The organism is Pseudomonas frederiksbergensis, assembly GCF_900105495.1.
GTDB lineage: Bacteria > Pseudomonadota > Gammaproteobacteria > Pseudomonadales > Pseudomonadaceae > Aquipseudomonas > Aquipseudomonas frederiksbergensis.
The window spans coordinates 4,184,537-4,210,367 of sequence record NZ_FNTF01000002.1 but is presented as its reverse complement, the minus strand read 5'-3'; the positions used below and the strand labels follow the sequence as shown (position 1 = coordinate 4,210,367).

Annotated in this window: 19 protein-coding genes; 9 read left to right on the top strand and 10 right to left on the bottom strand. The window is 60.8% G+C overall.

The annotated features are described in order from the left end of the window. Positions 1-89: 89 nt before the first annotated feature. From glgX to glgA, 6 genes are all read right to left on the bottom strand, one after another. Positions 90-2,249: a glycogen debranching protein GlgX gene (gene glgX, locus BLW70_RS19740; protein WP_074876768.1), complete on the bottom strand. Its 2,160-nt coding sequence runs from the start codon at positions 2,247-2,249 to the stop codon at positions 90-92. 115 nt (positions 2,250-2,364) lie between these two features. Beyond that, complete coding sequence (locus BLW70_RS19735) at positions 2,365-2,682, bottom strand: DUF2934 domain-containing protein (protein ID WP_074876766.1); 318 nt, start codon at positions 2,680-2,682, stop codon at positions 2,365-2,367. Positions 2,683-2,703: 21 nt separating this feature from the next. Next, the gene (locus BLW70_RS19730) at positions 2,704-5,490 is read right to left on the bottom strand and encodes a malto-oligosyltrehalose synthase (RefSeq protein WP_074876764.1); all 2,787 of its coding nucleotides are present in this window, start codon (positions 5,488-5,490) and stop codon (positions 2,704-2,706) included. Next, positions 5,487-7,565 carry a 4-alpha-glucanotransferase gene (malQ, locus tag BLW70_RS19725; RefSeq protein ID WP_074876762.1) on the bottom strand — a complete coding sequence of 693 codons (2,079 nt, stop codon included), beginning with the start codon at positions 7,563-7,565 and terminating at the stop codon, positions 5,487-5,489. Before malQ ends, BLW70_RS19730 begins: the two co-directional genes overlap by 4 nt. Further along, positions 7,562-9,361 carry a malto-oligosyltrehalose trehalohydrolase gene (gene treZ, locus BLW70_RS19720; RefSeq protein WP_074876760.1) on the bottom strand — a complete coding sequence of 600 codons (1,800 nt, stop codon included), beginning with the start codon at positions 9,359-9,361 and terminating at the stop codon, positions 7,562-7,564. The genes malQ and treZ overlap by 4 nt, the downstream gene beginning before the upstream one ends. 13 nt (positions 9,362-9,374) lie before the next feature. Beyond that, positions 9,375-10,961 carry a glycogen synthase GlgA gene (gene glgA / locus BLW70_RS19715; RefSeq protein ID WP_074876758.1) on the bottom strand — a complete coding sequence of 529 codons (1,587 nt, stop codon included), beginning with the start codon at positions 10,959-10,961 and terminating at the stop codon, positions 9,375-9,377. 562 nt (positions 10,962-11,523) lie between these two features. Between glgA and BLW70_RS19710 the strand changes: the two genes are divergently transcribed. Further along, entirely contained in the window at positions 11,524-12,336 is an 813-nt protein-coding gene (locus BLW70_RS19710) for a crotonase/enoyl-CoA hydratase family protein (protein WP_074876755.1), read from the top strand. Positions 12,337-12,342: 6 nt separating this feature from the next. Next, complete coding sequence (nudC, locus tag BLW70_RS19705) at positions 12,343-13,173, top strand: NAD(+) diphosphatase (protein WP_074876754.1); 831 nt, start codon at positions 12,343-12,345, stop codon at positions 13,171-13,173. Here the strand turns inward: nudC and BLW70_RS19700 are convergent. Together BLW70_RS19700 and BLW70_RS19695 are read right to left on the bottom strand one after the other, a co-directional pair. After that, positions 13,141-13,920: a TSUP family transporter gene (locus BLW70_RS19700; RefSeq protein ID WP_008152714.1), complete on the bottom strand. Its 780-nt coding sequence runs from the start codon at positions 13,918-13,920 to the stop codon at positions 13,141-13,143. The genes nudC and BLW70_RS19700 overlap by 33 nt on opposite strands. Before the next feature lie 209 nt (positions 13,921-14,129). Then, positions 14,130-15,365, bottom strand: a complete 1,236-nt coding sequence (locus BLW70_RS19695) for an acyl-CoA dehydrogenase family protein (RefSeq protein WP_074876752.1) — start codon at positions 15,363-15,365, stop codon at positions 14,130-14,132. A 347-nt stretch (positions 15,366-15,712) separates the two neighbouring features. On the opposite strand from BLW70_RS19695, the gene sfnG reads away from it, so the two are divergent. Beyond that, positions 15,713-16,807, top strand: coding sequence for a dimethylsulfone monooxygenase SfnG (gene sfnG, locus BLW70_RS19690; RefSeq protein ID WP_074876751.1), 1,095 nt, complete (start codon positions 15,713-15,715; stop codon positions 16,805-16,807). A 120-nt stretch (positions 16,808-16,927) separates the two neighbouring features. Here sfnG and BLW70_RS19685 read toward each other — a convergent pair whose 3' ends face one another. Beyond that, positions 16,928-17,404, bottom strand: coding sequence for a nuclear transport factor 2 family protein (locus tag BLW70_RS19685; RefSeq protein ID WP_074876748.1), 477 nt, complete (start codon positions 17,402-17,404; stop codon positions 16,928-16,930). A gap of 56 nt (positions 17,405-17,460) precedes the next feature. Next, positions 17,461-18,024 (bottom strand): TetR/AcrR family transcriptional regulator, encoded by a 564-nt coding sequence (locus tag BLW70_RS19680; RefSeq protein WP_074876746.1) that lies wholly within the window; start codon positions 18,022-18,024, stop codon positions 17,461-17,463. A 216-nt stretch (positions 18,025-18,240) separates the two neighbouring features. Here BLW70_RS19680 and pssA point away from each other — a divergent pair, with 216 nt between their 5' ends. The 6 genes from pssA (at position 18,241) to BLW70_RS19650 (ending at position 25,825) form a co-directional block, all read left to right on the top strand. After that, positions 18,241-19,584 (top strand): CDP-diacylglycerol--serine O-phosphatidyltransferase, encoded by a 1,344-nt coding sequence (gene pssA / locus BLW70_RS19675; RefSeq protein WP_074876745.1) that lies wholly within the window; start codon positions 18,241-18,243, stop codon positions 19,582-19,584. Between the two features lie 55 nt (positions 19,585-19,639). Further along, positions 19,640-20,656 (top strand): AraC family transcriptional regulator, encoded by a 1,017-nt coding sequence (locus tag BLW70_RS19670; RefSeq protein ID WP_074876742.1) that lies wholly within the window; start codon positions 19,640-19,642, stop codon positions 20,654-20,656. Between the two features lie 252 nt (positions 20,657-20,908). Continuing rightward, entirely contained in the window at positions 20,909-22,573 is a 1,665-nt protein-coding gene (locus BLW70_RS19665) for an AMP-binding protein (RefSeq protein WP_074876740.1), read from the top strand. Positions 22,574-22,589: 16 nt separating this feature from the next. Next, the gene (locus BLW70_RS19660) at positions 22,590-23,351 is read left to right on the top strand and encodes an SDR family NAD(P)-dependent oxidoreductase (protein WP_074876737.1); all 762 of its coding nucleotides are present in this window, start codon (positions 22,590-22,592) and stop codon (positions 23,349-23,351) included. A 12-nt stretch (positions 23,352-23,363) separates the two neighbouring features. Further along, the gene (locus BLW70_RS19655; protein WP_074876735.1) at positions 23,364-24,557 is read left to right on the top strand and encodes an acetyl-CoA C-acyltransferase; all 1,194 of its coding nucleotides are present in this window, start codon (positions 23,364-23,366) and stop codon (positions 24,555-24,557) included. A 140-nt stretch (positions 24,558-24,697) separates the two neighbouring features. After that, a complete protein-coding gene (locus BLW70_RS19650) occupies positions 24,698-25,825 on the top strand; it encodes an acyl-CoA dehydrogenase (RefSeq protein ID WP_074876733.1) in 1,128 nt (375 codons plus the stop codon). The last annotated feature ends 6 nt before the right edge of the window (positions 25,826-25,831 follow it).

The window sequence follows — 25,831 nt, the reverse complement described above, 5'->3', positions numbered from 1 at the left end:
TGCGGTTTTATTACCCCCGGCTGTGTCCCGATCCCGGCCAATGGATCGCTGTGGGGGGCGAATAGGGCCGGAAACCTTGAAGGTTTACTTCACTCTTCTTCCTCACGCTGCAATTCGAACAGCAGCAGCGAACGGCCAGTGACTGAATATTCGTGCCCGAACTCGAAGCGTTCCTGCCCCCTGATCGACGGTTGATTGGTGTCGATCATGCAGGTCCAGAAACCGCCGTCGGGCACTTCCGGAAGCAGGAAATTGACGATGTCGTGATGCGCATTGACCACCAACAGCAAGGTGGCGTCGGCGCCTTTGCGGCGGATACCGGTTTCCTGGGCGCGGCCATCCATCAACATGCCGAGGCAGCGGCCATGGGCTTCCTCCCATTGTTCGACAGACATTTCGCTGCCATCCGGGGCGAGCCAGGTGACGTCCTTGACGCCGATGTCCTCATTGTAATTGCCCACCAGGAACCGACCGCGACGCAGGATCGGATAGGCCAGGCGCAACTTGATCAGCCGTTTGACAAACTTGAGCAGGGCCTTGCCGTCTTCGCTCAGGTCCCAGTTGACCCAACCGATCTCGCTGTCCTGGCAATAGGCGTTGTTGTTGCCTTCCTGGGTTCGAGCGAATTCGTCGCCGGCCACCAGCATCGGTGTGCCTTGGGACAGCAGCAGCGTGGCAAAGAAATTGCGCATCTGGCGCTGACGCAGCTCATTGATCTCGGGATCGTCGGTCGGTCCTTCGACGCCATGGTTCCAGGACAGGTTGTTGTTACTGCCGTCCTGATTGTTCTCGTCGTTGGCTTCGTTGTGTTTGTCGTTGTACGACACCAGGTCGTTCAAGGTGAAACCATCGTGGGCGGTGACGAAATTCACCGAGGCGTACGGCCGCCGGCCACGCTGATTGAACATCTCGCCGGAAGCGGTCATGCGACTGGCGAAGTCCGCCAGTTGGCCGTCGTCGCCCTTCCAGAATGCACGCACGGTGTCGCGGAATTTGTCATTCCACTCGACCCAGCCCGGTGGGAAGTTACCGACCTGATAGCCACCGGGGCCGCAGTCCCAGGCTTCGGCAATCATTTTCACCTGACGCAGCACCGGGTCCTGACGGCAGGCCACAAGGAAGCTGTGACGTTCGTCGAAACCGTCGTGGTAACGCCCGAGAATGGTTGCCAGGTCGAAGCGGAAACCGTCGACGTGCATTTCCGAAGCCCAGTAGCGCAAGGAGTCGGTGACCATTTGCAGCACGCACGGGTGACTCAGGTCCAGAGTGTTGCCGGTGCCGGAATCGTTGATGTAGAAGCGCTTGTCGTCGGGCATCAAGCGGTAGTAAGAGGCGTTGTCGATGCCGCGCATGGACAGGGTCGGGCCTTGTTCGTTGCCCTCGGCGGTGTGGTTGTAGACCACGTCGAGGATCACTTCAAGATTGGCTTCGTGCAGGTGCGCAACCATCTCCTTGAATTCGGCGATCTTGCCGCTGGCCAGGTAACGCGGGTCGGGAGCGAAGAACGCAATGCTGTTGTAGCCCCAGTAATTGGTCATGCCTTTGTGCAACAGATGCTGGTCGTTGACGAAGGCATGAATCGGCAGCAATTCGACAGACGACACGCCGAGCTTGCGGATGTGTTCCAGCACGTCATCGACCATCAACCCGGCGAAGGTGCCGCGCACGTTATCGGGGACGGAGGGGTGGCGCATGCTGATACCGCGCACGTGAGTCTCGTAAATGATGGTCTTGTCCCACGGCACGCTGACCCGATGGTCGTGACCCCAGGTGTGAGCCGGGTCGATCACTTTGCACTTGGGCACGAACGGGGCGCTGTCGCGCTCATCGAAACTGAGGTCGGCGTCGGGGTGGCCGATGGTGTAGCCGAACAGGGCTTCGGACCATTTCAACTGGCCGACCAGTTGTTTGGCGTAGGGGTCGATCAGCAGTTTGTTGTGGTTGAAGCGATGCCCGTTTGCCGGGTCGTACGGGCCATAGACACGGTAGCCGTAGATCATCCCGGGGTGCGCGTCGGGCAGGTAGCCGTGGTAGATCTCGTCGGTGTATTCCGGCAGTTCGATGCGTTCCAGTTCGACCTCGCCGGCATCATCGAAGATGCACAGCTCGACCTTGGTGGCATTGGCGGAAAACAAGGCGAAGTTGACCCCCAGGCCATCCCAGGTCGCGCCCAGCGGGAAGGGCAGGCCTTCACGGATTCGCGAGGCCTCGTGCTGAGGTTCTGGCGCGGCTTTCTTCGGACTGGTCATAAGTGCTCCTGCAAAGGGGGGACAATTCGTGGCTCTGGTTTTTTTTCGAGGGCGAGCGAGCCCTCGGTGGCGAGAAGGCTCGCCACGAAGTCAATCAGGACAAAAGTGAAAGGCGTCAGACAGCGGGCGGCTTACGCGCTGCTCGAGGCTTTTTCTCGCTGGCTTTTTCGCCCGGCGGTATGACCTTGGAGGCGGCGGCGGGCTTGGCTTTGGTTTTTGGCGCCGCGGCCTTGCCATTGCCTTTGCTGGCCGGAGCCTTGGCGCCGTCGGTCTTGCTGCCAGCGGCTTTCGGCGATTTGCTCGGTGCGAGAGCTTCGGCTTCGGCCAGTTTGCGGGCCATCTCCCAGTGGCGAGCGTCCTGGCCCTCGGGTTTTCCTTCCGATTCCCAGATCTGATAGGCGAATTCGCGGATGCGTTTATCGTTGATGCTCATCGCAATGCTCCTGAACTGAACTCAAGTATGGGTAGTTTGGATTAAAAGATTGACCGGGAAATCTCCCAGCGCGTCGCTGATGTTCAGCTCCCGTTGGTGTGTGACTGTTGTGCTTGAAAAAAGTCCCTTCAAATTTTCATCAGGGGCGGTGAACGGTAATTTGACCCGTGTATCGCCCCACAGCGGCGCGTCAATACGGGGCTCGGCACTGTTTTTCAGCAATTCGGCGCAGCGAATCGGCACGATCGCGACGGCGCGTTTTCCCTCCAGCGTGCGAGCAAATGCGAGCACCCTGTGAGCCTGGCTGCCGACGACTTCAAGGGCTTGATAGGTCCCTCGCCGAAACAGCTCGGTGTGCTCGAGCCGCAAGTTCAACACCTGAGCGATCAGCGCTTGTTTAATGCGCCCGTCCCGCCAGCCAGCCAACAGCTCGGGCAGTTCCGAGGGTGTCTGCATCGACTGCTGACGGCTGGCGTAATCCACCGGCCGGCGGTTGTCCGGATCGACCAGCGAGAAGTCCCAGTACTCGTTGCCCTGATAAAGATCCGGCACCCCCGGCACTGTCATGCGCAGCAAGGTTTGCGCCAATCCATTGAGTGCGCCGGGTACGGCGATGGTCATGGCTGCCTTGCCGAGGGCCGCGCGTAACGGTTCACCTTCGGGACTTCGCAGCAGACGTTGCAGGAATCGGTGAACCGCTTGTTCGTAAGCCTCGTTCGGCGCGCTCCAGCTGCTTTGCAATTTGGCTTCGCGTAAAGCTTTCTGTTGCCACTGCCACACTCGTTGAGTGTAGTTCTCCAGCGCTGCTTGATCGTCACGGCGCAAATCGAGCGGCCAGCTGCCAAGGATCGCTTGATAGAGGATCAACTCATCGCCCGCAGTCGGCATCTGGTCGTGGTCGCGCAGGGGGCGGGCCAGGGCCTGCCAGAGCGGGACTTGCTCGGCGTACCAGGCACTGCGCTCGCTCAGCACCGCCAGGCGCGCGCGGGTGTCTTCGCCGCGTTTGTGGTCGTGGGTGGCGGTGGCCAGCAAATTATCGGGGAACTCGTCGAGACGGTTGACGCAAGCCGCATGGAAATCGGCCACCGGGGCGCTGAACTGTTCGGTGCTGAAGCCCACGTCATTGCGTGACAACAATGTCGCCGAGCGATAGAACGCGGTGTCCTCCACGGCTTTCGCCGCCGCCGGCGACGTCAGTTGCTGAAAACGCACACAGGCATGCTTGAGCATCTTGCGCGGCCGGCCCAACGGGCGTTTGCGCCATGATTCACCCCCGAGCCAACGGGCCAGGCAATCGAGCACCGGCCAGTCGGCTTCGCTGAGGGCATGCCTGGCACCGGTCATGGCTTGCTGGAAAAACACATCGTCTTCAGCCGAACGCCCGCGGGGGCTGATGTAGGTGCGGTACACCGGGAAATGCACGATCAGTTCCTGCAACGCCCGACGAATCGCGCCCAGGGTCAGGTCGCGGGTCATCAGGTCATCCCGGGCCACTTGCAATAGGGCCTGGGCGACGCTTTCGAAGTCTCCGGCGAGGGAGCCGTTGAGGATCTGCTGGCGGGCCAGTTGTGCTTCCTGACGGAAATCGGCGGGCCGTTCGCTGTAGCGATTCCACAGTTCGGCGAGCGTGTGGGCGCCTTCCGGAGCATGTTGCAACAGCGACAGCTGATTCATGAACTCGTAACCGGTGGTGCCATCCACCGACCAGTCACGGTGCAGGGTTTCACCTTCGCCGAGGATTTTCTCGACGTAGATCGGCAGGTGCCGATCCGGCGACAAGCTGTCGACTCGCCGCCGCAGTTTGCGGCAGTAGCCGCGTGGGTCGGCGAGACCGTCGATGTGGTCGATGCGCAGACCGTCAACCAGGCCTTCGGCCACCAGCTCGAAGATTTTGGCGTGGGTGGCTTCGAACACGGCGGGGCGTTCGACCCGCAGGCCGCCCAGTTCGTTGACATCGAAAAAACGCCGCCAGTTGATGTCATCGGCCGCCGTACGCCAACTGGCCAGCCGATAACTTTGGCGTTCCAGCAACTGGTGCAGGCGTTGGAAACCTTCGGCCGTGAGCGAGTCGTAAGCGCTGAGGTTTTGCTGGATGGCCTGCAGAATCGCCGGATCGCTGGCCAGTTCACGCAACTCTGTTTTCAGCGGTATCGCCAGGCTGTGGGCGTCAGTCTGGTAGCTCAAGGCGCTGAAACGGTCTGCCAGCGACTTGAGCGATTCGGCGCTCAGTGGGTCATCGGTCCTGAGCAGTTCGCCGTAGTTCGTCGGGCAGATCGGGAAGTGGTGCTCGTAGTGCTCGACATAAAACATGCCCTTTTGCGCATTGAAGCGCAGGGGCAGGGTGCCGTCCTGCAAGGCGATGCCGTAGTCGCTGCCGAGGAAGGGCAACAGCAACTGGCCTTCCATCAACGGATCGGGTGAATGCCACTGGATATCGAAAAACTCGCCGTAAGGGCTCAAGCGTCCCCATTCCAGCAAATCCTGCCACCAGGGATTATCGCCACCGCCGACGGCCATGTGGTTGGAGACGACGTCGAGGATCAGCCCCATGTTCTGCTCGCGCAATGCGCTGACCAAACGCCGCAGCGCCGCTTCGCCGCCCAGCTCGGGGTTGACCGTGGTCGGGTCGACGACGTCGTAGCCGTGCATGGAACCGGCGCGAGCACTCAGTAGCGGTGACGCATAGACGTGGCTGATACCGAGGCTGGCAAAGTACGGCACCAGTGGCACCGCATCGTCCAGCGTGAAGTTTTTATGAAACTGCAGCCGCAGGGTTGCCCGCAGCGGTTGGATAAGCGTTTGCTTCATTGGTCACGCTCGGCCGCCTGAAGCCGCGCACAGGCGAGCAGTTCCAGGCGCCGGGCGGCGTCCGGGTTATCGAGCAAGGCTTCACTGTCGCCGGGCAAGCGTCGGGACCAGTTGGGGTGCGTGTCGATGGTACCGGGCAAGTTGGCCTGCTGCTCGATGCCCAGGGCATCTTCCAGCGGCAGCAACACCAGCGGCGCACGGGTATGACCGAGGAAACGTACGGCGGCGTCGAGTACCTGATCAGTTTCATGGGACTCTTCGCGAAAGTTCTGCGGATCCTCGCTCAACACCCGGCGCAGGCCTTCACGCTCGCGTTCGCGGTGGTGGCGCCATTCGATTTCACCCGAGGCGTCGACCAGGCCCAGTCGGGCGTTCCAGTCGATATCGCGGCCATGCCACCAGCCATTGAGCGTGGGCAGGTCATGAGTGCTGGTGGTCGCCAGTGCGTTGTCTGGCCAGTCGAGAATCGGCTTGAAGTGCGCGTTGTCCTGCTCGAACAGCAGCACGCGCATGCCGAGAATCGAGCGGGCGATAAGCTTTTCTCGCAGACCGTCAGCCACGGTGCCGAGGTCTTCGCCAAGGACGATGGCCTGATGGCGATGGGACTCGAGGGTCAGCAAACGCAGCAGGTCGTCCACCGGGTAATAGAGGTAGGCGCCGTCGGCGGGGGACGCGTCATTGGGGATCACCCACAGCCGTTGCAGGCCCATGACGTGATCGATGCGCAGGCCACCGGCGTGGGCAAAATTGGCGCGGAGCATTTCGATGAAGGCACGAAAGCCGTTGCGTACCAGGCCTTCGGGCGAGAACGCGGAAATTCCCCAGCCCTGACCGGTACGATTAAGGATATCCGGTGGTGCACCCACGGTCAGCGAGGCGAGCAATTCGTCCTGACGACTCCAGGCCTGACTGCCACCGCCATCGGCGCCCACCGCCAGATCGGCGATCAGCCCAATGCTCATGCCGGCGCTACGGGCGGCGGTTTGTGCCCGTTCCAGGCACCGCGTGATCAGCCATTGGCAGAAGGCAAAGAAGCCAATGCGCCCGGCGTTCTCTTCGGCGAATTCAGCCAGGGCCGCGCTACGCGGGTTTTGCCATTGCTCGGGCCAATGCCGCCAGTCGAGGCTTTCACCCTTGGCGGCGCGGGCTTCTTGAATGGCTTCAAAGCGGCAGTGGTTTTCCAGGGCTTCGCCAGCGGCGTGGCGGAAACTGCTGAAGTCCTCATGCAGCGGGTGTTCGCCCTGGACAAAGCCTTCGTACAACGCCTGCAACAGACGATGTTTGGCTTCGGCAGCCACTGGCCAATCAATCAACGGCGAGGCTTCAAGGTGCTTGAGTTCTGCCGCCAGGCCGGTTGCATCTATCGCGGCCCGCAATGCTCGATCACCCAGGATGGCGCCGGGTGCGGCGTACAGACTGTTGAGAAACAAACGGCTGGAAGGCGAGTACGGGCTGTAGCGCTGGGTATCGCTGCCGAACATCGCATGCAGCGGACTGATCGCCAGCGCTTCGGCACCGCGTTCGCCGGCCACCCGCGCAAGGTCTTCCAGCGCCTGGGTATCGCCAAAACCACCATCGCCCGGACGACGCAGCGAGTACAACTGCACGCTCAGGCCCCAGGCGCGGGGGATCGGGCTGTCGACGGCATCGCCGACGCTGTAGCAGCGCGCCGGTGCAACGGCCAGCGTAAATTCCTGTCCGTCGATGCTGACGTGTTGATAACCGACCGGGACCAGGCCAGGCAATACCGCCTCGCCATCCAGTTTCAAATGAAGTCGCGAGCCATCTTCAAGGTTGATCTCGCACGGTGTTTCGGGCTCAAAGTAATGCGCAAGGCTCAGGCCGACACCGAAGTCTGCGGTCAGCAGCGGTGGCAGGTGTCGGGTTTGTTGCACCTGCTGCAGTTCCAGCAGGCTGGCGTCGATTTCCTGAGCGCTGCCAGCCGGGTGGCCGAGTCCGGTGAGGACATTGCGTAACACTGATGGCGCGACTTTCTGTGGGCGGCCGTTGGCGTCGATCCAGTCGACGGCCAGGCCAGCTCGGCTGGCCAGTATTTCCAATTGCGCATCGCTCATTGGCGCTCTCCATCCGGGGGTAGCAAAGGGGCTGCGGCCGTGAGGCTGACTAGCGCGCAATACGGGGCAAGTGTGCCCTGATCCAACAGGCCGGCTGACTGTGGTGGGTATTCGAACAACAACAACGAAGCGTCGGCCTGTGGGGAGTGGACCACAGCTGTGTCGCTGAGGTTCAGGTCAATGCGCAGCTGACTGCCATCGCCCAGTCGCCAGCGCGCCGTCACCGCGCCTGTGGCCAGCACCTCGGCGCCCAGGGCTTGCGCACCTGGAAGACGGGGAATGATCTGCTGGTGGCGGATCTGCAACAGTTGGCGATACAACTCGTGCATGGCGGATTGTCGAGTTGACGTCAGCTCGGGGCGTGAAGCCTCGAAGGTCTGGCGTGCGTTGGGATCGGGAATCTGCTCGCGTGTGTGCGGATCAGCAAACGCGCTGAAGGCGGCGAACTCGTTGCGTCGTCCCTCGCGGACCAACTCCGCCAGCTCACCGTGATGACTGGTGAAGAACAGGAACGGTTGCTCGGCGGCGAACTCGTCGCCCATGAACATCAGCGGGATCATCGGTGACAACAGCAGTAATGCGGTGGCTGCCTTGAGCGCGTCGGGATTGGCCAGTTGATGCAGCCGTTCACCCAGGGCGCGGTTGCCGATCTGGTCATGGTTTTGCAGAAACAGCACGAAAGCCGTCGGCGGCAAATGACCGCTGGGCTCGCCTCGGGTTGTGCCGTGACGGGTGACGTGGCCCTGAAACACAAAGCCCTGGCTCAGGCAGCGCGCCAGTTGTTCAGTCGGGTTTTGCGCGTAGTCGGCGTAATAGGCGTCGGTTTCGCCGGTCAGCAGCACGTGCAAGGCGTTGTGGCCGTCGTCGTTCCACTGCGCGTCAAAGCCTTCTTCGAGCAGGCTGGCCTGGTTGTGTTCGTTTTCAACGGTCAGCCACACATGCCTGGCCGGATCGACTTGCTGGCGAACCTTTTGTGCCAGTTCCCGAAGAAAGTCCGGGTCTTCGATGGCATGCACCGCGTCCAGGCGCAAACCATCGAAGCGGTATTCCAGCAACCACATCAACGCATTGTCGATGAAGAAGTCCCGCACCTCCCGGCGCCGGAAGTCGATCGCCGCACCCCACGGGGTGTGCTTGTCTTCGCGGAAGAAGCCCTTGGCGTAGCGATGCAGGTAATTGCCGTCCGGGCCGAAGTGGTTGTAGACCACGTCGAGAATCACCGCCAGGCCATGGCCGTGGGCGGTGTCGATCAGGTGTTTGAGTTGTTCGGGAGTGCCATAGGAGGCTTGGGGTGCGTAGGGCAGAACCCCGTCGTAACCCCAATTGCGATCACCGGGGAACTGCGCCAGCGGCATTAATTCGATTGCGCTGATGCCCAGCTCCACGAGGCGTGCCAGGTGCTGCTCGACTTCACTGAAGCCGCCGAGCGCACCGACGTGCAATTCGTAGATCACCGCCTCGTTCCACGGCCGTCCGAGCCAGGCGCTGTGTTGCCATTGATAGGCAAGTGGATCGACCACCACGCTGTGGCGGTCGATATCACCGGCCTGCGCGCGGGAGGCCGGGTCGGGCACCTCCAGCTCGCCGTCGATGTTGTAGCGGTAACGCGTGCCGGCGGGGCAGCGGGTATTGATCACGAACCAGCCATCTGCCTGGGGCAGGAGCGGCAAGGATTGTCCATCTTCCAGTTCGACACTGACGTAAAACGCATCTGGCGCCCACAAGGCAAAACGCGTGTGTTCTGCGTCCAGCATGATTGCGCCGTGGGGCCAGGTCTCAAGGGTCCGTAACGGCATCTTTGAAAACCTCTTAATGTTTGCCCGATTTGCCCAGCGCTTTGGTCACCAGTTTTTCGTAGAGTTCGGCGTACGGTTCGACCGCCTTGCACCAGTTGAAAGGCGCGGCCATGGCCCGGCAGCGCATGGCATTGAGCAGGTCGGGGAAGGCAAAAACCTTGAAGGCCCGGCTCAGCGCTTCCTCATAACTTTCAGGAGTGGATTCGTCGAACAGGAAACCGGTCACGCCGTTTTCAATGGTGTCGGCCAACCCTCCGGTGTTGCGTGCCACCGGCAACGAACCGAAGCGCTGGGCGTACATCTGGCTCAGCCCGCAAGGCTCGTAACGCGAAGGCATCAGCAGGAAATCACTGCCGGCGAACATGCGCCGGGCGTCGGTCTCGTTGAAACCGATGCGCACGCCGATCTGGCCTGGAAAACGCAGGGCCAGTTCACGCATGGCTTGTTCTTCCTCCGGCTCGCCACGACCGATGATCGCGATCTGCCCACCAGATTTGACGATGTACTCGGAGACGGCTTCAGTCAGGTCCAGGCCTTTCTGATAGACCAGTCGCGACACCACGGCGAACAACGGACCTTTGGAATCTTCCAGGCCGAACAGCTCACGCACGTGGGCGGCGTTGACCGCTTTGCCTTCCCAATCGCCAATTTTGAAGGGGCAGAACAAATGGGGGTCGGTGGCCGCGTCCCAGCTTTCATCGATGCCATTGGGAATGCCACTGAGCAGACCTTGCTGGGTCTTGGCGGCAAGAAAACCGTCGAGGCCGCAGCCGAAGGCCGGGGTGGTGATTTCCTGGGCATAGGTGGCGCTGACGGTGGTGATGTGGCTCGAATAAGCCATGCCGGCCTTGAGGAACGACATCTTGCCGTAGAACTCCATGCCTTCCTGTTGCAAGGCATGCATGGGAATACCCAGTTCCGGGCACGACCCAAGACTGGTCACGCCCTGGTAGGCGAGGTTATGAATGGTGAACAGCGTCGGGGTGCGCTGTCCACGCCAGTGCATGTAAGCAGGTGCCAGACCGGCAGGCCAGTCATGGGCGTGCACCAGGTCCGGGCACCAGTGAATTTGTGCGAGGTTGGCGGCGATATCGGCGGCTGCCAGGCCCAGGCGGGCGAAACGAATGTGGTTGTCCGGCCAGTCGCGGCCGTTGTTGGCGCCGTAAGGCGAACCCTCGCGCTCGTAGAGTTCGGGGCAGATCAACACGTAAATGACCAGACCGTCAGGCATGTCCATACGCCCGATCTTGCAGGGAGGCAACGCGGCGTGACCACCGAGCTCACCAATGATATGAATCGGGTTTTCACTGTGCAGCACTTGCGGATAACCGGGGATCAACACTCGCACATCATGCAAATGAGCCATGGCTCGCGGCAGCGCTGCTGAAACGTCGCCCAGGCCACCGGTTTTCACCAGGTCGGCGATCTCCGAGGTGACGAACAGCACTTTCTTCCTGTTGGGATTCCGACTGGCCACCGGTGCCAGCGTCTTGGTGCCGGGGACGCTGATCGATTGGTGACTGGGGGCACTCACGGCGCTTGTTTCGCCGACTTGCTGATGAGCACGTTCTCCCTGAATATCTAAAGCCGCACTGATCATATGAATCTCCCATGTTGTTGATCTAATTCTTAGGTCTGGCAGAAACGTTGTTTCGTGGCCAATTCCTGTGGCCGGGCGCAAACGCGCTACGCATCGGTGAGCAAACGCTGCCAACACGTTGAAGCACAATGGCTGGAGAGATCGTTGCAAGGATTGCACCAGTCGCAACGCACCTCCTTTTAAGCTGACTCGTCACGACCGGCAAAAGTTTCGACTTTTTTTTCACTTTGTGACCGACCGGTTTTACCTGGCGGAACTGAGTCTAGGCCAGAACTTAGAGCGGGGGACGCCGGATGGCAAAATTGTTCGACAATCGGTTTAAAGAGGTACGGACGTACCGCTTGGAAGGGAAAATGCCCCGATGAAGGGCATGTTTTTTTACCTTTTTGCCTCAAAAAATAATTTAGGTGTCACATGAATGTGCGAAGCGCGGTCACGTTCGCGCACTGTTGTGGTGCATAACGACCAGTCCTGTCTTTGGCCGAACCGCTGCCTTACAGCCGGCCATGTTGCCTTGTTATAGTCCGGGCCTCATTTTCTGCCCGGTAAAAGGATCACTGCCATGTCTCAGTACACTGCGTTCACCGTCGAACTGGCCGATAAAATCGCCCATGTGCAGATCAACCGGCCAGAAAAGATCAATGCGATGAATGCTGCGTTCTGGAGCGAAATCATCGAGATTTTCCAATGGGTCGACGACACCGATGAAGTCCGCGTGGTGGTGCTCAGTGGTGCGGGCAAGCATTTTTCTTCCGGCATCGACCTGATGATGCTGGCCGGTGTGGCCAATGAACTGGGCAAGGACGTGGGGCGCAACGCGCGCCTGCTGCGTCGCAAGATTCTCGCCCTGCAAGCCTCTTTCAATGCCGTCGACAATTGCCGCAAGCCGGTACTGGCGGCGGTTCAGGGTTATTGCCTGGGCGGCGCCATTGATTTGATTTCCGCGTGCGACATGCGTTACGCCGCTGAAGACGCACAATTCTCGATCAAGGAAATCGACATCGGCATGGCCGCCGATGTTGGCACTTTGCAACGCTTGCCGCGGATCATCGGTGACGGCATGCTGCGTGAACTGGCTTACACTGGTCGCACGTTCGGCGCCGAAGAAGCGCGTGGCATGGGCCTGGTCAATCGCGTTTACAGCGACACCGCCAGCCTGCTCGACGGTGTCATGGGCATCGCCCGGGAGATCGCCAGCAAGTCGCCGATTGCGATCACCGGCACCAAAGAGATGATCAGCTACATGCGCGACCATCGCATCGACGACGGCCTCGAATACGTCGCCACCTGGAACGCCGCCATGCTGCAATCCAACGATCTGCGCGTGGCCATGGCCGCCCATATGAGCAAACAGAAACCTGAATTTCTGGATTGATTGAAAATGACTTCACGCTGGACCACTGCAGTACTGGACACCGATCAGCCCGGCGGCTGGGCGGTGGCGCGCAGCCCCGAAGGCTTTCTGTTCGATGACAATGGCGCGCTGTTCCCCCGCGAATGGCTCAAGCGCCAGGACCTGTCGATCCTCGCCGAACATGGCATCGGTCACCTGGACGGCGAACCGGTCTATTTGCTGGAGCTACGCAGTCACAGCGAAGTGCCGGGCTGCAACTGGAAAGGCCTGCGGGCGTTCATGCTCGAAGGCGACCATACGGTTTACAAGATGCTCGGCTACGCCGCGCAAATCGGTACCTGGGCCCGCGAACACCGCTTTTGCGGTAACTGCGGACAGGCGATGACCCAGGTGACCCGGGAACGGGCGATGTATTGCGAGCCGTGTGATTTACGCAGCTATCCGCGCATTTCGCCGAGCATGATCGTACTGGTGACCCGGGGCGATGAAGTCCTGCTGGCGCGTTCGCCGCGTTTTGTCGCCGGTGTCTACAGTACGTTGGCGGGGTTTGCCGAACCGGGCGAATCGGCCGAAGACTGCCTGATTCGTGAAGTCCGCGAAGAAGTGCAGATCGACGTCAAGAACATCCAGTACATGGGCAGCCAGTGCTGGCCGTTCCCGCATTCGATGATGCTGGGTTTCCATGCCGAGTACGCCGGTGGCGAGATCGTGTGTCAGGAAGACGAGATCGAAGACGCCCAGTGGTTCAACGTGCACGAGCTGCCGCCGTTGCCGGCGTCACGCTCGATTGCCCGTTACCTGATCGACGTCTATGTGGCGCGGCGCTTAGGCCACGCTGAACCAGTGTTGCCAGGCTAGCCGCACGGTCAAGCCCAATACCACGGTGATGAACACCGGGCGGATGAACTTCGCACCGCCGCTGATGGCGGTGCGAGCCCCGAAGAACGCCCCGACCATCACCGACAGGCCCATGCTCAGGCCGATGATCCAGTCCACTTGCCCGGAAAACACGAACACCGACAGTGCCGCAATGTTGCTGACGAAGTTCATGCTGCGCGCCACGCCGCTGGCTTTCACCAAATCGATGGGGTACATCAGCATCGTGCTGACGGTCCAGAACGCGCCCGTGCCGGGACCGGCCACACCGTCGTAAAAGCCCAGGCCGAAGCCTTGGGTCGATTGCCACTTTTTCTTGATCGGTGCGTCGCTGTCCAGCGGCGCTTTTGGCGTGCCGCCAAACAACAGGTAGACGCCGCAGGCGAAAACGATTACCGGGAGCATCTTGTTCAGCCATTCAGCCGGCAGGTAGTGAGCGACCACGGCACCGGTCAGCGCGCCCACCAGCGTGCCGACAATCGCGTGCATCCACTGCCTTGGATGGAACAGCTTGCGTCGGTAGAAGGTGAAGCTGGCGGTGGCCGAGCCGAACGTCGAACTGAGTTTGTTGGTGCCCAGCACCAGATGCGGGGGCAGGCCTGCGGTCAGCAGCGCCGGAGTGGTCAACAGACCACCGCCACCGGCAATGGCGTCGATGAAACCGGCAATGAAAGCGACGAGGGCCAGAATGGCCAGGGTGGTGAGGTCAACACTGAGTTCGAAAGGCATGGAATCGGCTTATTCGGCGGGGTGCAGGACAAGGCTGCGGGGAAGGGCCGATATCTTACCTATAAAGTTGTCCTCCTACAGCTGATCGTTCCCACGCTCTGCGTGGGAATGCCGCCATGGACGCTCTGCGTCCGCTGTTAACGCTGGGACGCGGAGCGTCCCGGGATGCATTCCCACGCGGAGCGTGGGAACGATCAGCGCGGTGGTGGTTAGTTGTGCGGACCATTGCCGATCTGCCACACAAACGGCGGTTCGGTCCCGTTGATCGCCCAGTCCCCGACAATCCGTGCCTTGTAGATCACCGGATTGTGCGACGACACCGTCCGCGCATTGCGCCAATGCCGGTCCAGCGATTTACCCACCCGAGTATCCGAAGCCCCCAGCGCATTGAACAGCGCAGTGGTCGCTCGCTGGATCAACTCCGACACCACCACCTGCGCCTTGGCCGATTCGATTTCCGCCGCGACATTAGCTTCTTTTTCCGCGGCCTCATCACCCGAGAAACGCGCCAGATAAGCCCGCTGCGCCGGTTGTGCAGCCTTCAAGGCGCTCGCTTCGGCCGCATACACCAATGCCGCGATTTCGCCGACCACTTGCTGCACCTGCGAATCCTGGCTGACATGCTGCGCATTGCCATGGCTGTAGATACGTTTGCGTTCACGCACCTGATGAGCCACATCGCGCAACGCCGCACGACCGATCCCGGCCAGGGTTGCCAGCAGCACCAACTGATAAAACGCGGTCTGGTATTTGAAGCGAGTGGCGAAGTCGATGATGTTCTTGGCCTCTACATCGGCATCGATAAACCGTGAAGTACCACTGCCGGTGGTGCGCTGGCCGAAGCCGTCCCAGTCGTCGCTCAGCACGATGCCCGGCTGGCGGGTCCGGACTGCGGCAATCACATCGCCGCCGGTGTCGCTGCGTTGCGCGTACACGTCGATCCAGTCGGAAAACAGGCTTCCGGTGCTGTAGAACTTCTCGCCGTTGAGCCGCCATTGGTCACCGTGGGGCGAGACTTTGGTGATGACGTCGCCAATCGCCACGTTGCCGGTTTCGGTCCAGGCGTTGCCGGCGATGTCGCCGTCGACGAAGCGCTTGAACCACAGATCCCGCGTCGGCCCGGGTGGCGAGTTCAAGCGATCCTCAGCGAATGCGAAATGTCCGCGCAAGGCCTGAGGGATGTTGGAGTCGGCTTCGGCCAGTTCGATCAGCAACTCAAACAGTTGTGGCAGGGAGGCACCGCCACCGCCGTATTCAATCGGCACCCGCACCGCGCCGAAACCGGCGTCCTTGAGCCACTGAATCGGTTCGTACGGAAGACTGCGGGACTGTTCGCGCTCAACGGCACCGGTGGCGATGCGCTGGAAGATCGGCCGGAATCTTTCGGCAAGCGCTTCATAGTCGGTGCCAATGGACAGCGGATTGATTACCTGGTGTTCGGTCATGGGACAGCTCCTTGGGGCGGCAGTAGAAAGTGTTGCGTTTGCCAGGGCTATTGCAGGGTCCATGCCGAAGCTCGCGAGCCAGGATTTACTGGAGAAACTGGATGTCGGTACGCAGTGAATTGTTGCTGTAACAACAGTGCATCAGCAATTTGCCCCAGGCACACCACACTTTGTGGCGAGGGGGTTTACCCCCGTTGGACTGCGCAGCAGTCCTGTTTTTTGGGGCCGCTTCGCAGCCCAACGGGGGTAAACCCCCTCGCCACAGTTCTCGCTCACCCCGCGATTTGTGCGCTGGCACGGTTGCTGCTCTCACCCCAGGACATCCCTAACGTCCCGAGGACATGCCAATGAGTCAGCAAGCCGTCAAATTTGCCTACTGGGTGCCGAACGTCAGCGGCGGGCTGGTGGTCAGCAAGATCGAGCAACGCACCCACTGGGGCATCGACTACAACCGCAAACTGGCGCAACTGGCCGAAGAGGCAGGGTTTGAATACGCCCTGACGCAGATCCGCTTCACCGCCGGTTACGGCGCCGAGTACCAGCACGAATCGGTTGCCTTCAGCCACGCGCTACTCGCTGCCACCACCAAACTGAAAGTGATCGCCGCGATCCTGCCCGGCCCTTGGCAACCGGCGCTGGCGGCCAAGCAATTGGCAACCATCGACCAGCTGACCAACGGCCGGGTGGCGGTGAACATTGTCAGTGGCTGGTTCAAGGGTGAATTCCAGGCGATTGGCGAACACTGGCTGGAACACGACGAGCGATATCGCCGCTCCGAAGAATTCATCCGCTCGCTGAAAGGCATTTGGAGCCAGGACAACTTTAGCTTTCGCGGCGACTTCTACCGCTTCGACAACTACAGCCTAAAACCCAAACCGCTGGGTCAGCCGGAAATCTTTCAGGGTGGCAGTTCCCGCGCGGCTCGGGACATGGCGGCGCGGGTTTCGGACTGGTACTTCACTAACGGCAACACCCCGCAAGGCATCAAGGCCCAGGTCGATGACATCCGCGCCAAGGCGGCGGCGAACAATCATTCGGTGAAAGTCGGCGTGAACGCGTTTGTCATTGCCCGCGACACCGAAGAAGAAGCGCGAGCGGTGCTGGCGCAAATCATCGATCAGGCGGACCCCGAGGCGGTGAATGCGTTCGGCGATGCGGCGAAGCAGGCGGGCAGGGCGTCACCTGAGGGTGAGGGCAACTGGGCCAAGTCGACGTTCGACGATCTGGTGCAGTACAACGACGGCTTCAAGACCAACCTGATCGGCACGCCGCAGCAGATTGCCGAGCGGATCGTCGCGTTGAAAGCGGTGGGCGTGGACCTGGTATTGGCGGGGTTTCTGCACTTCCAGGAAGAAGTGGAGTATTTCGGCAAGCGGGTGTTGCCGTTGGTGCGTGAGCTGGAAGCTAATGCAGCGGCCAGGCAGCAGGCCGCGGTCGCCTGAACACCCCAAAACCCTGTGGGAGTGAGCCTGCTCGCGATAGCGGTGTAACAGGCAACTTATTTGTTGAATGTTCAACCGTCATCGCGAGCAGGCTCACTCCCACATTTGGTCTATGTGAAGTTACAGGCCCAGGTCGGACAAGCTTGGGTGATCGTCAGGCCGGCGGCCCAGCGGCCAGTGGAACTTGCGGTCGCTTTCCTTGATCGGCATGTCGTTGATGCAGGCAAACCGATTGGCCATCAAACCGTTTTCGTCGAACTCCCAGTTTTCGTTGCCATACGAGCGGAACCAGTTGCCCGAGTCGTCGTGCCATTCGTAGGCATAACGCACGGCGATGCGGTTGCCGGTAAAGGCCCAAAGTTCTTTGATCAGGCGGTAATCCAGTTCCTTGGCCCATTTGCGCGTCAGGAAGCCTTTGGCTTCTTCGCGGTTGTAGGCGAACTCGGCGCGGTTGCGCCATTGGGTGTCCAGGGTGTAGGCCAGCGATACCCGTTCCGGGTCGCGGGAGTTCCAGCCATCTTCGGCCAGGCGTACTTTTTCGATGGCCGACTCACGGGTGAACGGCGGCAATGGCGGACGAACTTCGGCATCAGACATTAATAGTCTCCCTATCAAAGTAAAGTTCTAGCAAGTTGTCGGGCTTGATTAAAGTGTTACAGGTCCAATAACTTTCGCGCCATGCATTGCGCATTATCGGCGGCACTGTGATCACCCATGACAAGCGCCACGGTAATGGCACCGTCGATCAGGATCAGCAGCTGTTTGGCCAGCGTCTCCGGGTCTGTGGCGCCATGTTCGGTGCAGAGCTCGCGCACGTAGTCGAGCAGCTTCTGTTTATGCTCTTTGGCAACCAGGCGAACCGGGTCTTGCGGGTCGCCGGTTTCGCCACTGGTGTTGATGAATGCACAGCCACGGAAGCCTTCGGAGGCGAACCAGGCCTTAAGTACGGTAAACAGGTTGAGCAAGCGGTCGGCCGGCGTTTCGGCCTGGTCGACTTCGCTTCGGTACCAGTGCATCCAGCGCACATCACGGCGTTGCAGCGCCGCGACGGTGAGCTCCTCCTTGTTGGCGAAGTAGCGGTAAATACTCTTTCTGGAAACGCCGGCGGTTTTCACCAGAAGATCCATGCCGGTGGCCGCGATGCCACTTTTGTAGATCAACTTTTCGGTGACATCCAGAATGATGTCGCGTGTGTCGTTGCTGGTTATTTCGTTCATGTTGCGAACAGTAGAACGATCGTTCTCCTTGGTCAAGCAGATATTTTTTGTTGACTGAAAAATCGCTTTCGCGAGTAGGCTCGCTCCCACAGGGAATGCATTTCAATGTGGGAGCGAGCCTGCTCGCGAAGGGGCCTTTACAGACACTCACAAGACCCGAGCCGATCCATGGTGTAAGCTCTCGGGTTCTTCGGATTCGACCTTTTTGCGAGCCCTATGCCGTCGCTTTTCAAACGCTCTCTGCTGCCTAAACTGCGCAGTTTTCCGCTGACCGCCGATGCCGTCACCTTCCTTTCCGGTGCTGCCGAGTTTCGTCGGTGCCTGCTGGAAAAGATCGCCAGCGCCACCCGACGCATCTATATCGTCGCGCTCTATCTGCAACAGGATGAAGCCGGTCAGGAAATTCTCGATGCCTTGCACGCGGCCAAACTGGCACGTCCGGAACTGGACGTGGTGGTCGTCGTTGACTGGCTGCGCGCCCAGCGCGGCTTGATCGGCGCCGGCAAGCAGCCGGGCAACTCGGCCTGGTATCAGGAAACCACCCGCACTCATGCCAGTGAAGTGCCGGTGTATGGCGTTCCGGTGCAGACCCGAGAGCTGTTCGGCGTGTTGCATTTGAAGGGCTTCGTGATCGACGATTGCGTGATCTACAGCGGCGCGAGCCTGAACAACGTTTACCTGCACAAATTCGACAAGTACCGCTACGACCGTTATCACCTGCTGCAGAACAGCGCCCTGGCCGATTCGATGCAGCACCTGATCCAGCACGGTCTGATCGCCTCCAAAGCGGTGCATCGTCTGGATTTGCCAAACCTGCCGACCACCCGCAGCCTGCGCAACGACATCGGCGACCTGCGCAGTCGCCTCAAGCACGCGGCGTACGACACCACGACTGGCACCACGGAAAAGGGCAGTTTGTCGGTCAGCCCGTTGCTCGGTGTCGGCAAGAACAACCCGTTGAGTCGAGTGATTTGCGAGTTGATCGCCAGCGCTCAGCATCAACTGACCATCTGCACGCCGTACTTCAACCTGCCGCTGGCCGTGACCCGGGAAATCAACCGGGCACTGGCACGCGGCGTTAAGATCGACATCATTGTCGGCGACAAGACGGCCAACGACTTCTACATTCCGCCGAGCGAGCCGTTCAAGGTGATTTCGGCGCTGCCTTACCTTTACGAGATCAGCCTGCGGCGCTTCGCCAAGCGTCATCATCGCAGCGTCGACAGCGGCCAGTTGAACCTGCATCTGTGGCGTGACGGCGACAACACCTATCACCTCAAGGGCATGTGGATCGACCAGCGCTACACTTTGCTGACCGGCAACAACCTCAACCCGCGGGCGTTCCGGCTCGATCTGGAAAACGCCTTGCTGATCGATGATCCGAAAGGCGAGTTGCTGGAGCCGCGACGTAAGGAGCTGGCGGAGATTTTCGAGAACACCCGTCGCATCGAGCGATACCAGGAATTGGAAACGCTGCTGGAGTACCCGCCAGGGGTGGCCAAGTTTCTCAAACGCGTGAGTCGGGTGCGGATCGAGCGGTTGTTGTACCGGATTCTGTAGCACGGCGGGCAAATAGGCCCACCACTTCAAACAAGAACAGGGCTTAGCTCGGTCAATGTCGGAAAAAGACACCATCTCCATTCAACTGGTGCGTGAAGCACTGTTGCAAAGTTGCGCCCCCGGGGCGACCACCGATGAGGTGTTGACCAAGGTCGGTATCGATCCGGCACTGCTCGACAGCAGCGATGCACGCGTGCCGGCCACCGCTTATGCGCGTCTGTGGCGTTTACTGGCCCGACGTGGGGACGATGAGTTTTTTGGCATGGACCCGCGCAAACTCAAATCCGGCAGTCTGGAGTTTCTCTGTCGCTGCTCCATGGTCCAGCCGAGCCTGGCTGCCGGCCTGACCTCGGGTTTGAGCTTTTTGTCGTTGATGCTCGAACACCTGCCCGCGCAACTGGTTCGTCAGCAAAGCCTGGCGGAAATCGTCCTGCTCGAAGACGACCAGGACCCGCGCCGCGCCTTCACGTATTTCACCTACTGGATGATCGTTCACGGCGTCGCCTGCTGGCTGGCGGGGCGGCGAATTCCGATCCTGGCCATCGAGTTGCGCTGCCCGCAGCCTGACTTCTGCGATGACTATCAGGTGATGTTCTCCGAGAACCTGCGTTTCGACCGGCCGCGCACGCGGATGATTTTCTCCGCCGAGTGCCTGGACTTGCCGATCAAGCGCAGCCCGGAAGAACTCAAGCGTTTCCTGGCCCATGCGCCGGCCAATATTCTGGTCAAGTACCGCGACCCGGAGAGCCTGGCCAGCCGGATCAAGCACGATTTGCGACAACTGCCCGCCGAACACTGGCCGGAAACCGAACCCCTGGCACAACAGCTGTGCATGTCGGCTTCCACCTTGCGTCGACGCCTCGCCGAAGAGGGCCAGACTTACCAGGGGCTCAAGGACAGCGTGCGCAAGGAGTTGGCGATTGTCTGGCTGGCAGAACCGACCATCAGCTTTGCCGAGATCGCCACGCGGCTGGGCTTTGCCGATACCAGCTCGTTCTACAAGGCGTTTCGCAAGTGGTCGGGGTCAAATCCCGGGCATTACCGCAGCCTGATCCTCAACGAAGCCAGCTGACTGATCCGAAGCCTGTGGTGTCTGGTCTGACGCTATCGCGAGCAGGCTCGCTCCCACATTTGGAATGCGTTCCCCTGTGGGCGCGAGCCTGCTCGCGATGAGGCCCTGGCAGGCGCCGTATCTCTCCAATCTTGGCCAAACCAGTCACGCAACTTGATAGCTTTGACCATTGTCCCGCGCCCCGCGCAGAGCGAGTATTTCCTTGTTAATCGAGGTTCCCCAGCCTAATAAAAAAACAAAGGGATTCTGGCAATGCGCGATTACTTGTCTGCTACATCACAGTTCAATTATCAGCACACCGTCGACGCTGCACTCGCAGGCGATTTGACTGCCCTCAATGCCTGCGTCGAGTGTTGCGACCGGCATGCCTTGCCGGGGCGCATCGCGCTGTTCTGGGAAGGCCGCGATGGCGCCAGCGCGACCTACACTTTCAGCGACTTGCAGGACAAAGCCGCGCGTTTCGCCAATTTCCTGCTGGCCCAGGGCGTGAAAAAAGGCGACAAGGTTGCCGGTCTCCTGCCACGTAACATCGAACTGTTGATCACCGTATTCGCCACCTGGCGCATCGGCGCGGTCTACCAGCCGCTGTTCACGGCATTCGGCCCGAAAGCCATCGAACACCGCCTCAGCTCCTCGGGCGCCAAAGCGGTGGTCACCGACGCGGGCAATCGCTCCAAACTCTCTGAAGTCGCCGACTGCCCGACCATCGTCACCGTGGCCGGTCCCAAAGGCCAGGGCATCGTCCGCGGCGATTACAGCTTCTGGGCCGAACTGGCCAATTATTCTGCCGAGTGCGAACCGGTCCTGCTGACGGGCGAAGACCCGTTCCTGCTGATGTTCACCTCGGGCACCACCGGTCCGTCGAAAGCGCTGTCCGTTCCGCTCAAGGCCATCGTCGCCTTCCAGAGCTACACCCGTGACGCCGTGGACTTGCGCCCTGAAGACGCCTTCTGGAACCTCGCCGATCCGGGTTGGGCCTACGGCATTTATTTCGGGGTCACCGGGCCGATGGCCATGGGGCATCCGATCACCTTTTACGATGGCCCGTTCTCCCTCGAAAGCACCTGCCGGGTGATCAACAAATACGGGATCACCAACCTCACCGGTTCGCCGACGGCCTATCGCCTGTTGATCGCCGGTGGCGACGAGTTCGCCCGTTCGATCAAGGGCAAGCTGCGCATCGTCAGCAGCGCCGGTGAGCCGCTGAACCCGGAAGTGATTCGCTGGTTCGCCGACAACCTCGGCGTGGTCATCCACGACCACTATGGCCAGACCGAACTGGGTATGGTGCTGTGCAATCACCATGGCCTGGAGCACCCGATCCACATGGGCGCCGCCGGTTTTGCCTCGCCGGGCCACCGCATCGTGGTGCTGGATGACGAGTACAAGGAACTCGGCGTCGGCCAACCGGGCATTCTGGCCATCGATCGCACCCAGTCGCCGATGTGCTGGTTCGCCGGTTACGAAGGCGCACCGACCAAGGCCTTCGTCGGCAACTATTACCTGAGCGGCGACACCGTCGAGTGGAACCCGGATGGCAGCATCAGCTTCGTCGGTCGCAGCGACGACGTGATCACCACCTCCGGGTATCGCGTCGGTCCGTTCGACGTGGAAAGCGCGTTGATCGAACACCCGGCCGTGGTTGAAGCGGCGGTGGTCGGCAAGCCCGATCCGGAACGCACCGAACTGGTCAAGGCCTTTGTCGTGCTCAGTCCGCAATACCGCGCGGCGCCGGAACTGGCCGAAGAATTGCGCCAACACGTGCGCAAACGACTGGCCGCGCACTCGTACCCCCGTGAAATCGAGTTTGTCAGCGAATTGCCGAAAACCCCAAGCGGCAAATTGCAGCGCTTTATCTTGCGCAACCAGGAAATCGCCAAGGCTCAAGAGGCCGCCGCGAAGAACGTTTCAGCTTGAATCCAAGGAAACAATGATGCAGATCGAAAACAAGGTTTTTCTCGTCACCGGCGGTGCATCCGGCCTCGGTGCGGCCACGGCTGAAATGCTGGTCGCGGCCGGTGCCAAAGTGATGCTGGTGGACATGAACGCCGAAGCCGTTGCGGCCCAGGCTGAACGTCTCGGCGCGCAAAGCGTGGTGGCGGACATCAGCAACGAAGCTGCGGCCGAAGCTGCTGTGCAGGCGACGGTCAAAGCCTTTGGTGGCCTCAATGGCCTGGTCAACTGCGCCGGCATCGTGCGCGGTGAGAAGATTCTCGGCAAGAACGGCCCGCACCTGCTGGCCAATTTCAGCCAGGTGATCAACGTCAACCTGATCGGCAGTTTCAACATGCTGCGCCTGGCCGCGGCGGCGATTGCCGAAACCGAAGCCGATGCTGACGGCGAGCGCGGCGTGATCATCAACACCGCCTCGGCTGCCGCCTATGACGGCCAGATCGGTCAGGCCGCGTATGCCGCCTCCAAGGGCGCGATCGTCAGCCTGACCTTGCCCGCCGCTCGTGAACTGGCGCGCTTCGGCATCCGCGTGATGACCATCGCCCCGGGCATTTTCGAAACCCCGATGATGGCTGGCATGACCCCGGAAGTCCGCGCATCTTTGGCGGCTGGCGTGCCGTTTCCGCCGCGCTTGGGCAAACCGAGCGAGTATGCCGGGCTGGTCAGGCATATCATTGAAAACAGCATGCTCAATGGCGAGGTGATCCGTCTCGACGGCGCCTTGCGCATGGCCGCCAAGTAAGGAGGATTTGTCATGACTATTTCCAACGATCCCATTGTTATCGTCAGCGCCGTCCGCACCCCGATGGGCGGTTTCCAGGGCGAACTGAAAAGCCTGACCGCACCGCAACTCGGTGCTGCGGCGATTCGCGCCGCCGTCGAACGTGCCGGTGTGGCGCCAGACTCGGTTGAAGAAGTGCTGTTCGGTTGCGTCCTGTCCGCCGGCCTTGGCCAAGCGCCAGCGCGTCAGGCTGCATTGGGCGCCGGGCTGGATAAATCGACCCGCTGCACCACCCTCAACAAGATGTGCGGTTCGGGCATGGAAGCGGCCATTCTGGCCCACGACATGCTGGTGGCCGGCAGCGCCGACGTGGTTGTCGCCGGCGGCATGGAAAGCATGTCCAACGCGCCGTATCTGCTGGACCGCGCCCGTAGCGGTTACCGCATGGGCCACGGTCGTGTGCTTGATCACATGTTCCTCGACGGTCTGGAAGACGCTTACGACAAGGGTCGCCTGATGGGCACCTTCGCCGAGGATTGCGCTGAAACCAACGGTTTCACTCGTGAAGCCCAGGACGCGTTTGCCATTGCCTCGACCACCCGCGCGCAGCAGGCGATCAAGGATGGCAGCTTCAAAGACGAGATCGTGCCGCTCACCGTGACCGTCGGCAAAGAGCAGGTGCTGATCAGCAACGACGAACAGCCACCGAAAGCCAAACTGGACAAGATCGCGTCCTTGAAACCGGCGTTCCGCGATGGCGGCACAGTGACGGCGGCAAACTCCAGCTCGATCTCCGATGGCGCTGCGGCACTGGTGTTGATGCGCCGTTCCGAAGCTGAAAAGCGCGGCCTGAAACCACTGGCAGTGATTCACGGCCACGCGGCGTTTGCCGACACCCCGGGCCTGTTCCCGGTGGCACCGGTGGGCGCGATCGAGAAGCTGATGAAGAAAACCGGCTGGTCGCTGGACGAAGTCGATCTGGTCGAAGTCAACGAAGCCTTCGCCGTGGTCAGTCTGGTGACCATGACCAAACTGGAAATCCCCCACGAGAAGATCAACGTTCACGGCGGCGCCTGCGCCCTCGGCCACCCGATCGGCGCATCCGGGGCGCGGATCCTCGTGACCTTGCTCTCGGCGCTGCGCCAGAAAGGCCTGAAACGCGGCGTTGCAGCGATCTGCATCGGCGGCGGCGAAGCCACGGCCATGGCCGTTGAATGCCTGTACTAGGTCAACCTCACCCCTGTGGGAGCCAGCCTGCTGGCGATGACGGTGTGTCATAAAAGTAGACATTGACTGACACGACGCCATCGCCAGCAGGCTGGCTCCCACAGAGTTCTGTGCCGTACCCCGGATTTAAAGGATTCACCATGATTCCCAATGACGAACAACTTCAGATCAGCGACGCGGCCCGGCAGTTTGCCCAGGAACGGCTGAAACCGTTCGCCGCCGAGTGGGACCGTGAGCATCGCTTTCCCAAGGAAGCCATCGGCGAGATGGCCGAGCTGGGCTTCTTCGGCATGTTGGTGCCGGAAGAGTGGGGCGGTTGTGACACCGGCTACCTGGCCTACGCCATGGCCCTTGAAGAAATCGCGGCCGGCGACGGCGCCTGCTCGACCATCATGAGCGTGCACAACTCGGTGGGTTGCGTGCCGATTCTCAAGTACGGCAACGACGACCAAAAAGAGCGATTCCTCAAACCGTTGGCCAGCGGCTCGATGCTCGGGGCGTTTGCCTTGACCGAACCGCAGGCCGGCTCCGATGCCAGCGGCCTGAAAACCCGCGCCCGCCTGGAAGGCGATCACTACGTGTTGAACGGCTGCAAGCAGTTCATCACCTCCGGGCAGAACGCCGGGGTGGTGATCGTGTTCGCCGTGACCGACCCAAGTGCCGGCAAGCGCGGCATCACGGCGCTGATCGTGCCGACCGATTCGCCGGGCTACAAAGTCGCACGGGTCGAAGACAAACTCGGCCAGCACGCCTCGGACACCTGCCAGATCCTGTTCGAAGACGTGAAGGTGCCGGTGGCCAACCGCTTGGGCGAGGAGGGCGAAGGTTATCGAATCGCCCTGGCCAACCTCGAAGGCGGCCGTGTCGGCATCGCTTCGCAATCGGTGGGCATGGCCCGCGCTGCGTTCGAAGCAGCCCGCGACTATGCCCGCGAGCGTGAAAGCTTCGGCAAACCGATCATCGAACATCAAGCGGTCGCGTTCCGCCTGGCGGACATGGCGACCCAAATCGCTGTGGCTCGGCAGATGGTGCATTACGCGGCGGCGCTGCGTGACAGCGGCAAACCGGCCTTGGTCGAAGCGTCCATGGCCAAGCTGTTCGCCTCGGAAATGGCCGAGAAAGTCTGCTCCTCGGCGTTGCAAACCCTCGGCGGTTACGGTTACTTGAACGATTTCCCGCTGGAACGGATCTACCGCGACGTACGCGTTTGCCAGATCTACGAAGGCACCAGCGACATTCAGCGCATGGTTATTTCGCGCAATCTTTGAGAAGGA

Bases quoted from the DNA above. Each gene is read 5' to 3' on its own strand.
- BLW70_RS19665 (WP_074876740.1), top strand. From the start codon at position 20,909: ATGCGCGATTACTTGTCTGCTACATCACAGTTCAATTATCAGCACACC.
- glgX (WP_074876768.1), bottom strand. From the start codon at position 2,249: ATGACCAGTCCGAAGAAAGCCGCGCCAGAACCTCAGCACGAGGCCTCG.
- pssA (WP_074876745.1), top strand. From the start codon at position 18,241: ATGCCGTCGCTTTTCAAACGCTCTCTGCTGCCTAAACTGCGCAGTTTT.
- BLW70_RS19730 (WP_074876764.1), bottom strand. From the start codon at position 5,490: ATGAAGCAAACGCTTATCCAACCGCTGCGGGCAACCCTGCGGCTGCAG.
- BLW70_RS19655 (WP_074876735.1), top strand. From the start codon at position 23,364: ATGACTATTTCCAACGATCCCATTGTTATCGTCAGCGCCGTCCGCACC.
- nudC (WP_074876754.1), top strand. From the start codon at position 12,343: ATGACTTCACGCTGGACCACTGCAGTACTGGACACCGATCAGCCCGGC.
- BLW70_RS19700 (WP_008152714.1), bottom strand. From the start codon at position 13,920: ATGCCTTTCGAACTCAGTGTTGACCTCACCACCCTGGCCATTCTGGCC.
- sfnG (WP_074876751.1), top strand. From the start codon at position 15,713: ATGAGTCAGCAAGCCGTCAAATTTGCCTACTGGGTGCCGAACGTCAGC.
- BLW70_RS19695 (WP_074876752.1), bottom strand. From the start codon at position 15,365: ATGACCGAACACCAGGTAATCAATCCGCTGTCCATTGGCACCGACTAT.
- BLW70_RS19685 (WP_074876748.1), bottom strand. From the start codon at position 17,404: ATGTCTGATGCCGAAGTTCGTCCGCCATTGCCGCCGTTCACCCGTGAG.
- BLW70_RS19660 (WP_074876737.1), top strand. From the start codon at position 22,590: ATGCAGATCGAAAACAAGGTTTTTCTCGTCACCGGCGGTGCATCCGGC.
- BLW70_RS19735 (WP_074876766.1), bottom strand. From the start codon at position 2,682: ATGAGCATCAACGATAAACGCATCCGCGAATTCGCCTATCAGATCTGG.
- treZ (WP_074876760.1), bottom strand. From the start codon at position 9,361: ATGCCGTTACGGACCCTTGAGACCTGGCCCCACGGCGCAATCATGCTG.
- glgA (WP_074876758.1), bottom strand. From the start codon at position 10,961: ATGATCAGTGCGGCTTTAGATATTCAGGGAGAACGTGCTCATCAGCAA.
- malQ (WP_074876762.1), bottom strand. From the start codon at position 7,565: ATGAGCGATGCGCAATTGGAAATACTGGCCAGCCGAGCTGGCCTGGCC.
- BLW70_RS19650 (WP_074876733.1), top strand. From the start codon at position 24,698: ATGATTCCCAATGACGAACAACTTCAGATCAGCGACGCGGCCCGGCAG.
- BLW70_RS19680 (WP_074876746.1), bottom strand. From the start codon at position 18,024: ATGAACGAAATAACCAGCAACGACACACGCGACATCATTCTGGATGTC.
- BLW70_RS19670 (WP_074876742.1), top strand. From the start codon at position 19,640: ATGTCGGAAAAAGACACCATCTCCATTCAACTGGTGCGTGAAGCACTG.
- BLW70_RS19710 (WP_074876755.1), top strand. From the start codon at position 11,524: ATGTCTCAGTACACTGCGTTCACCGTCGAACTGGCCGATAAAATCGCC.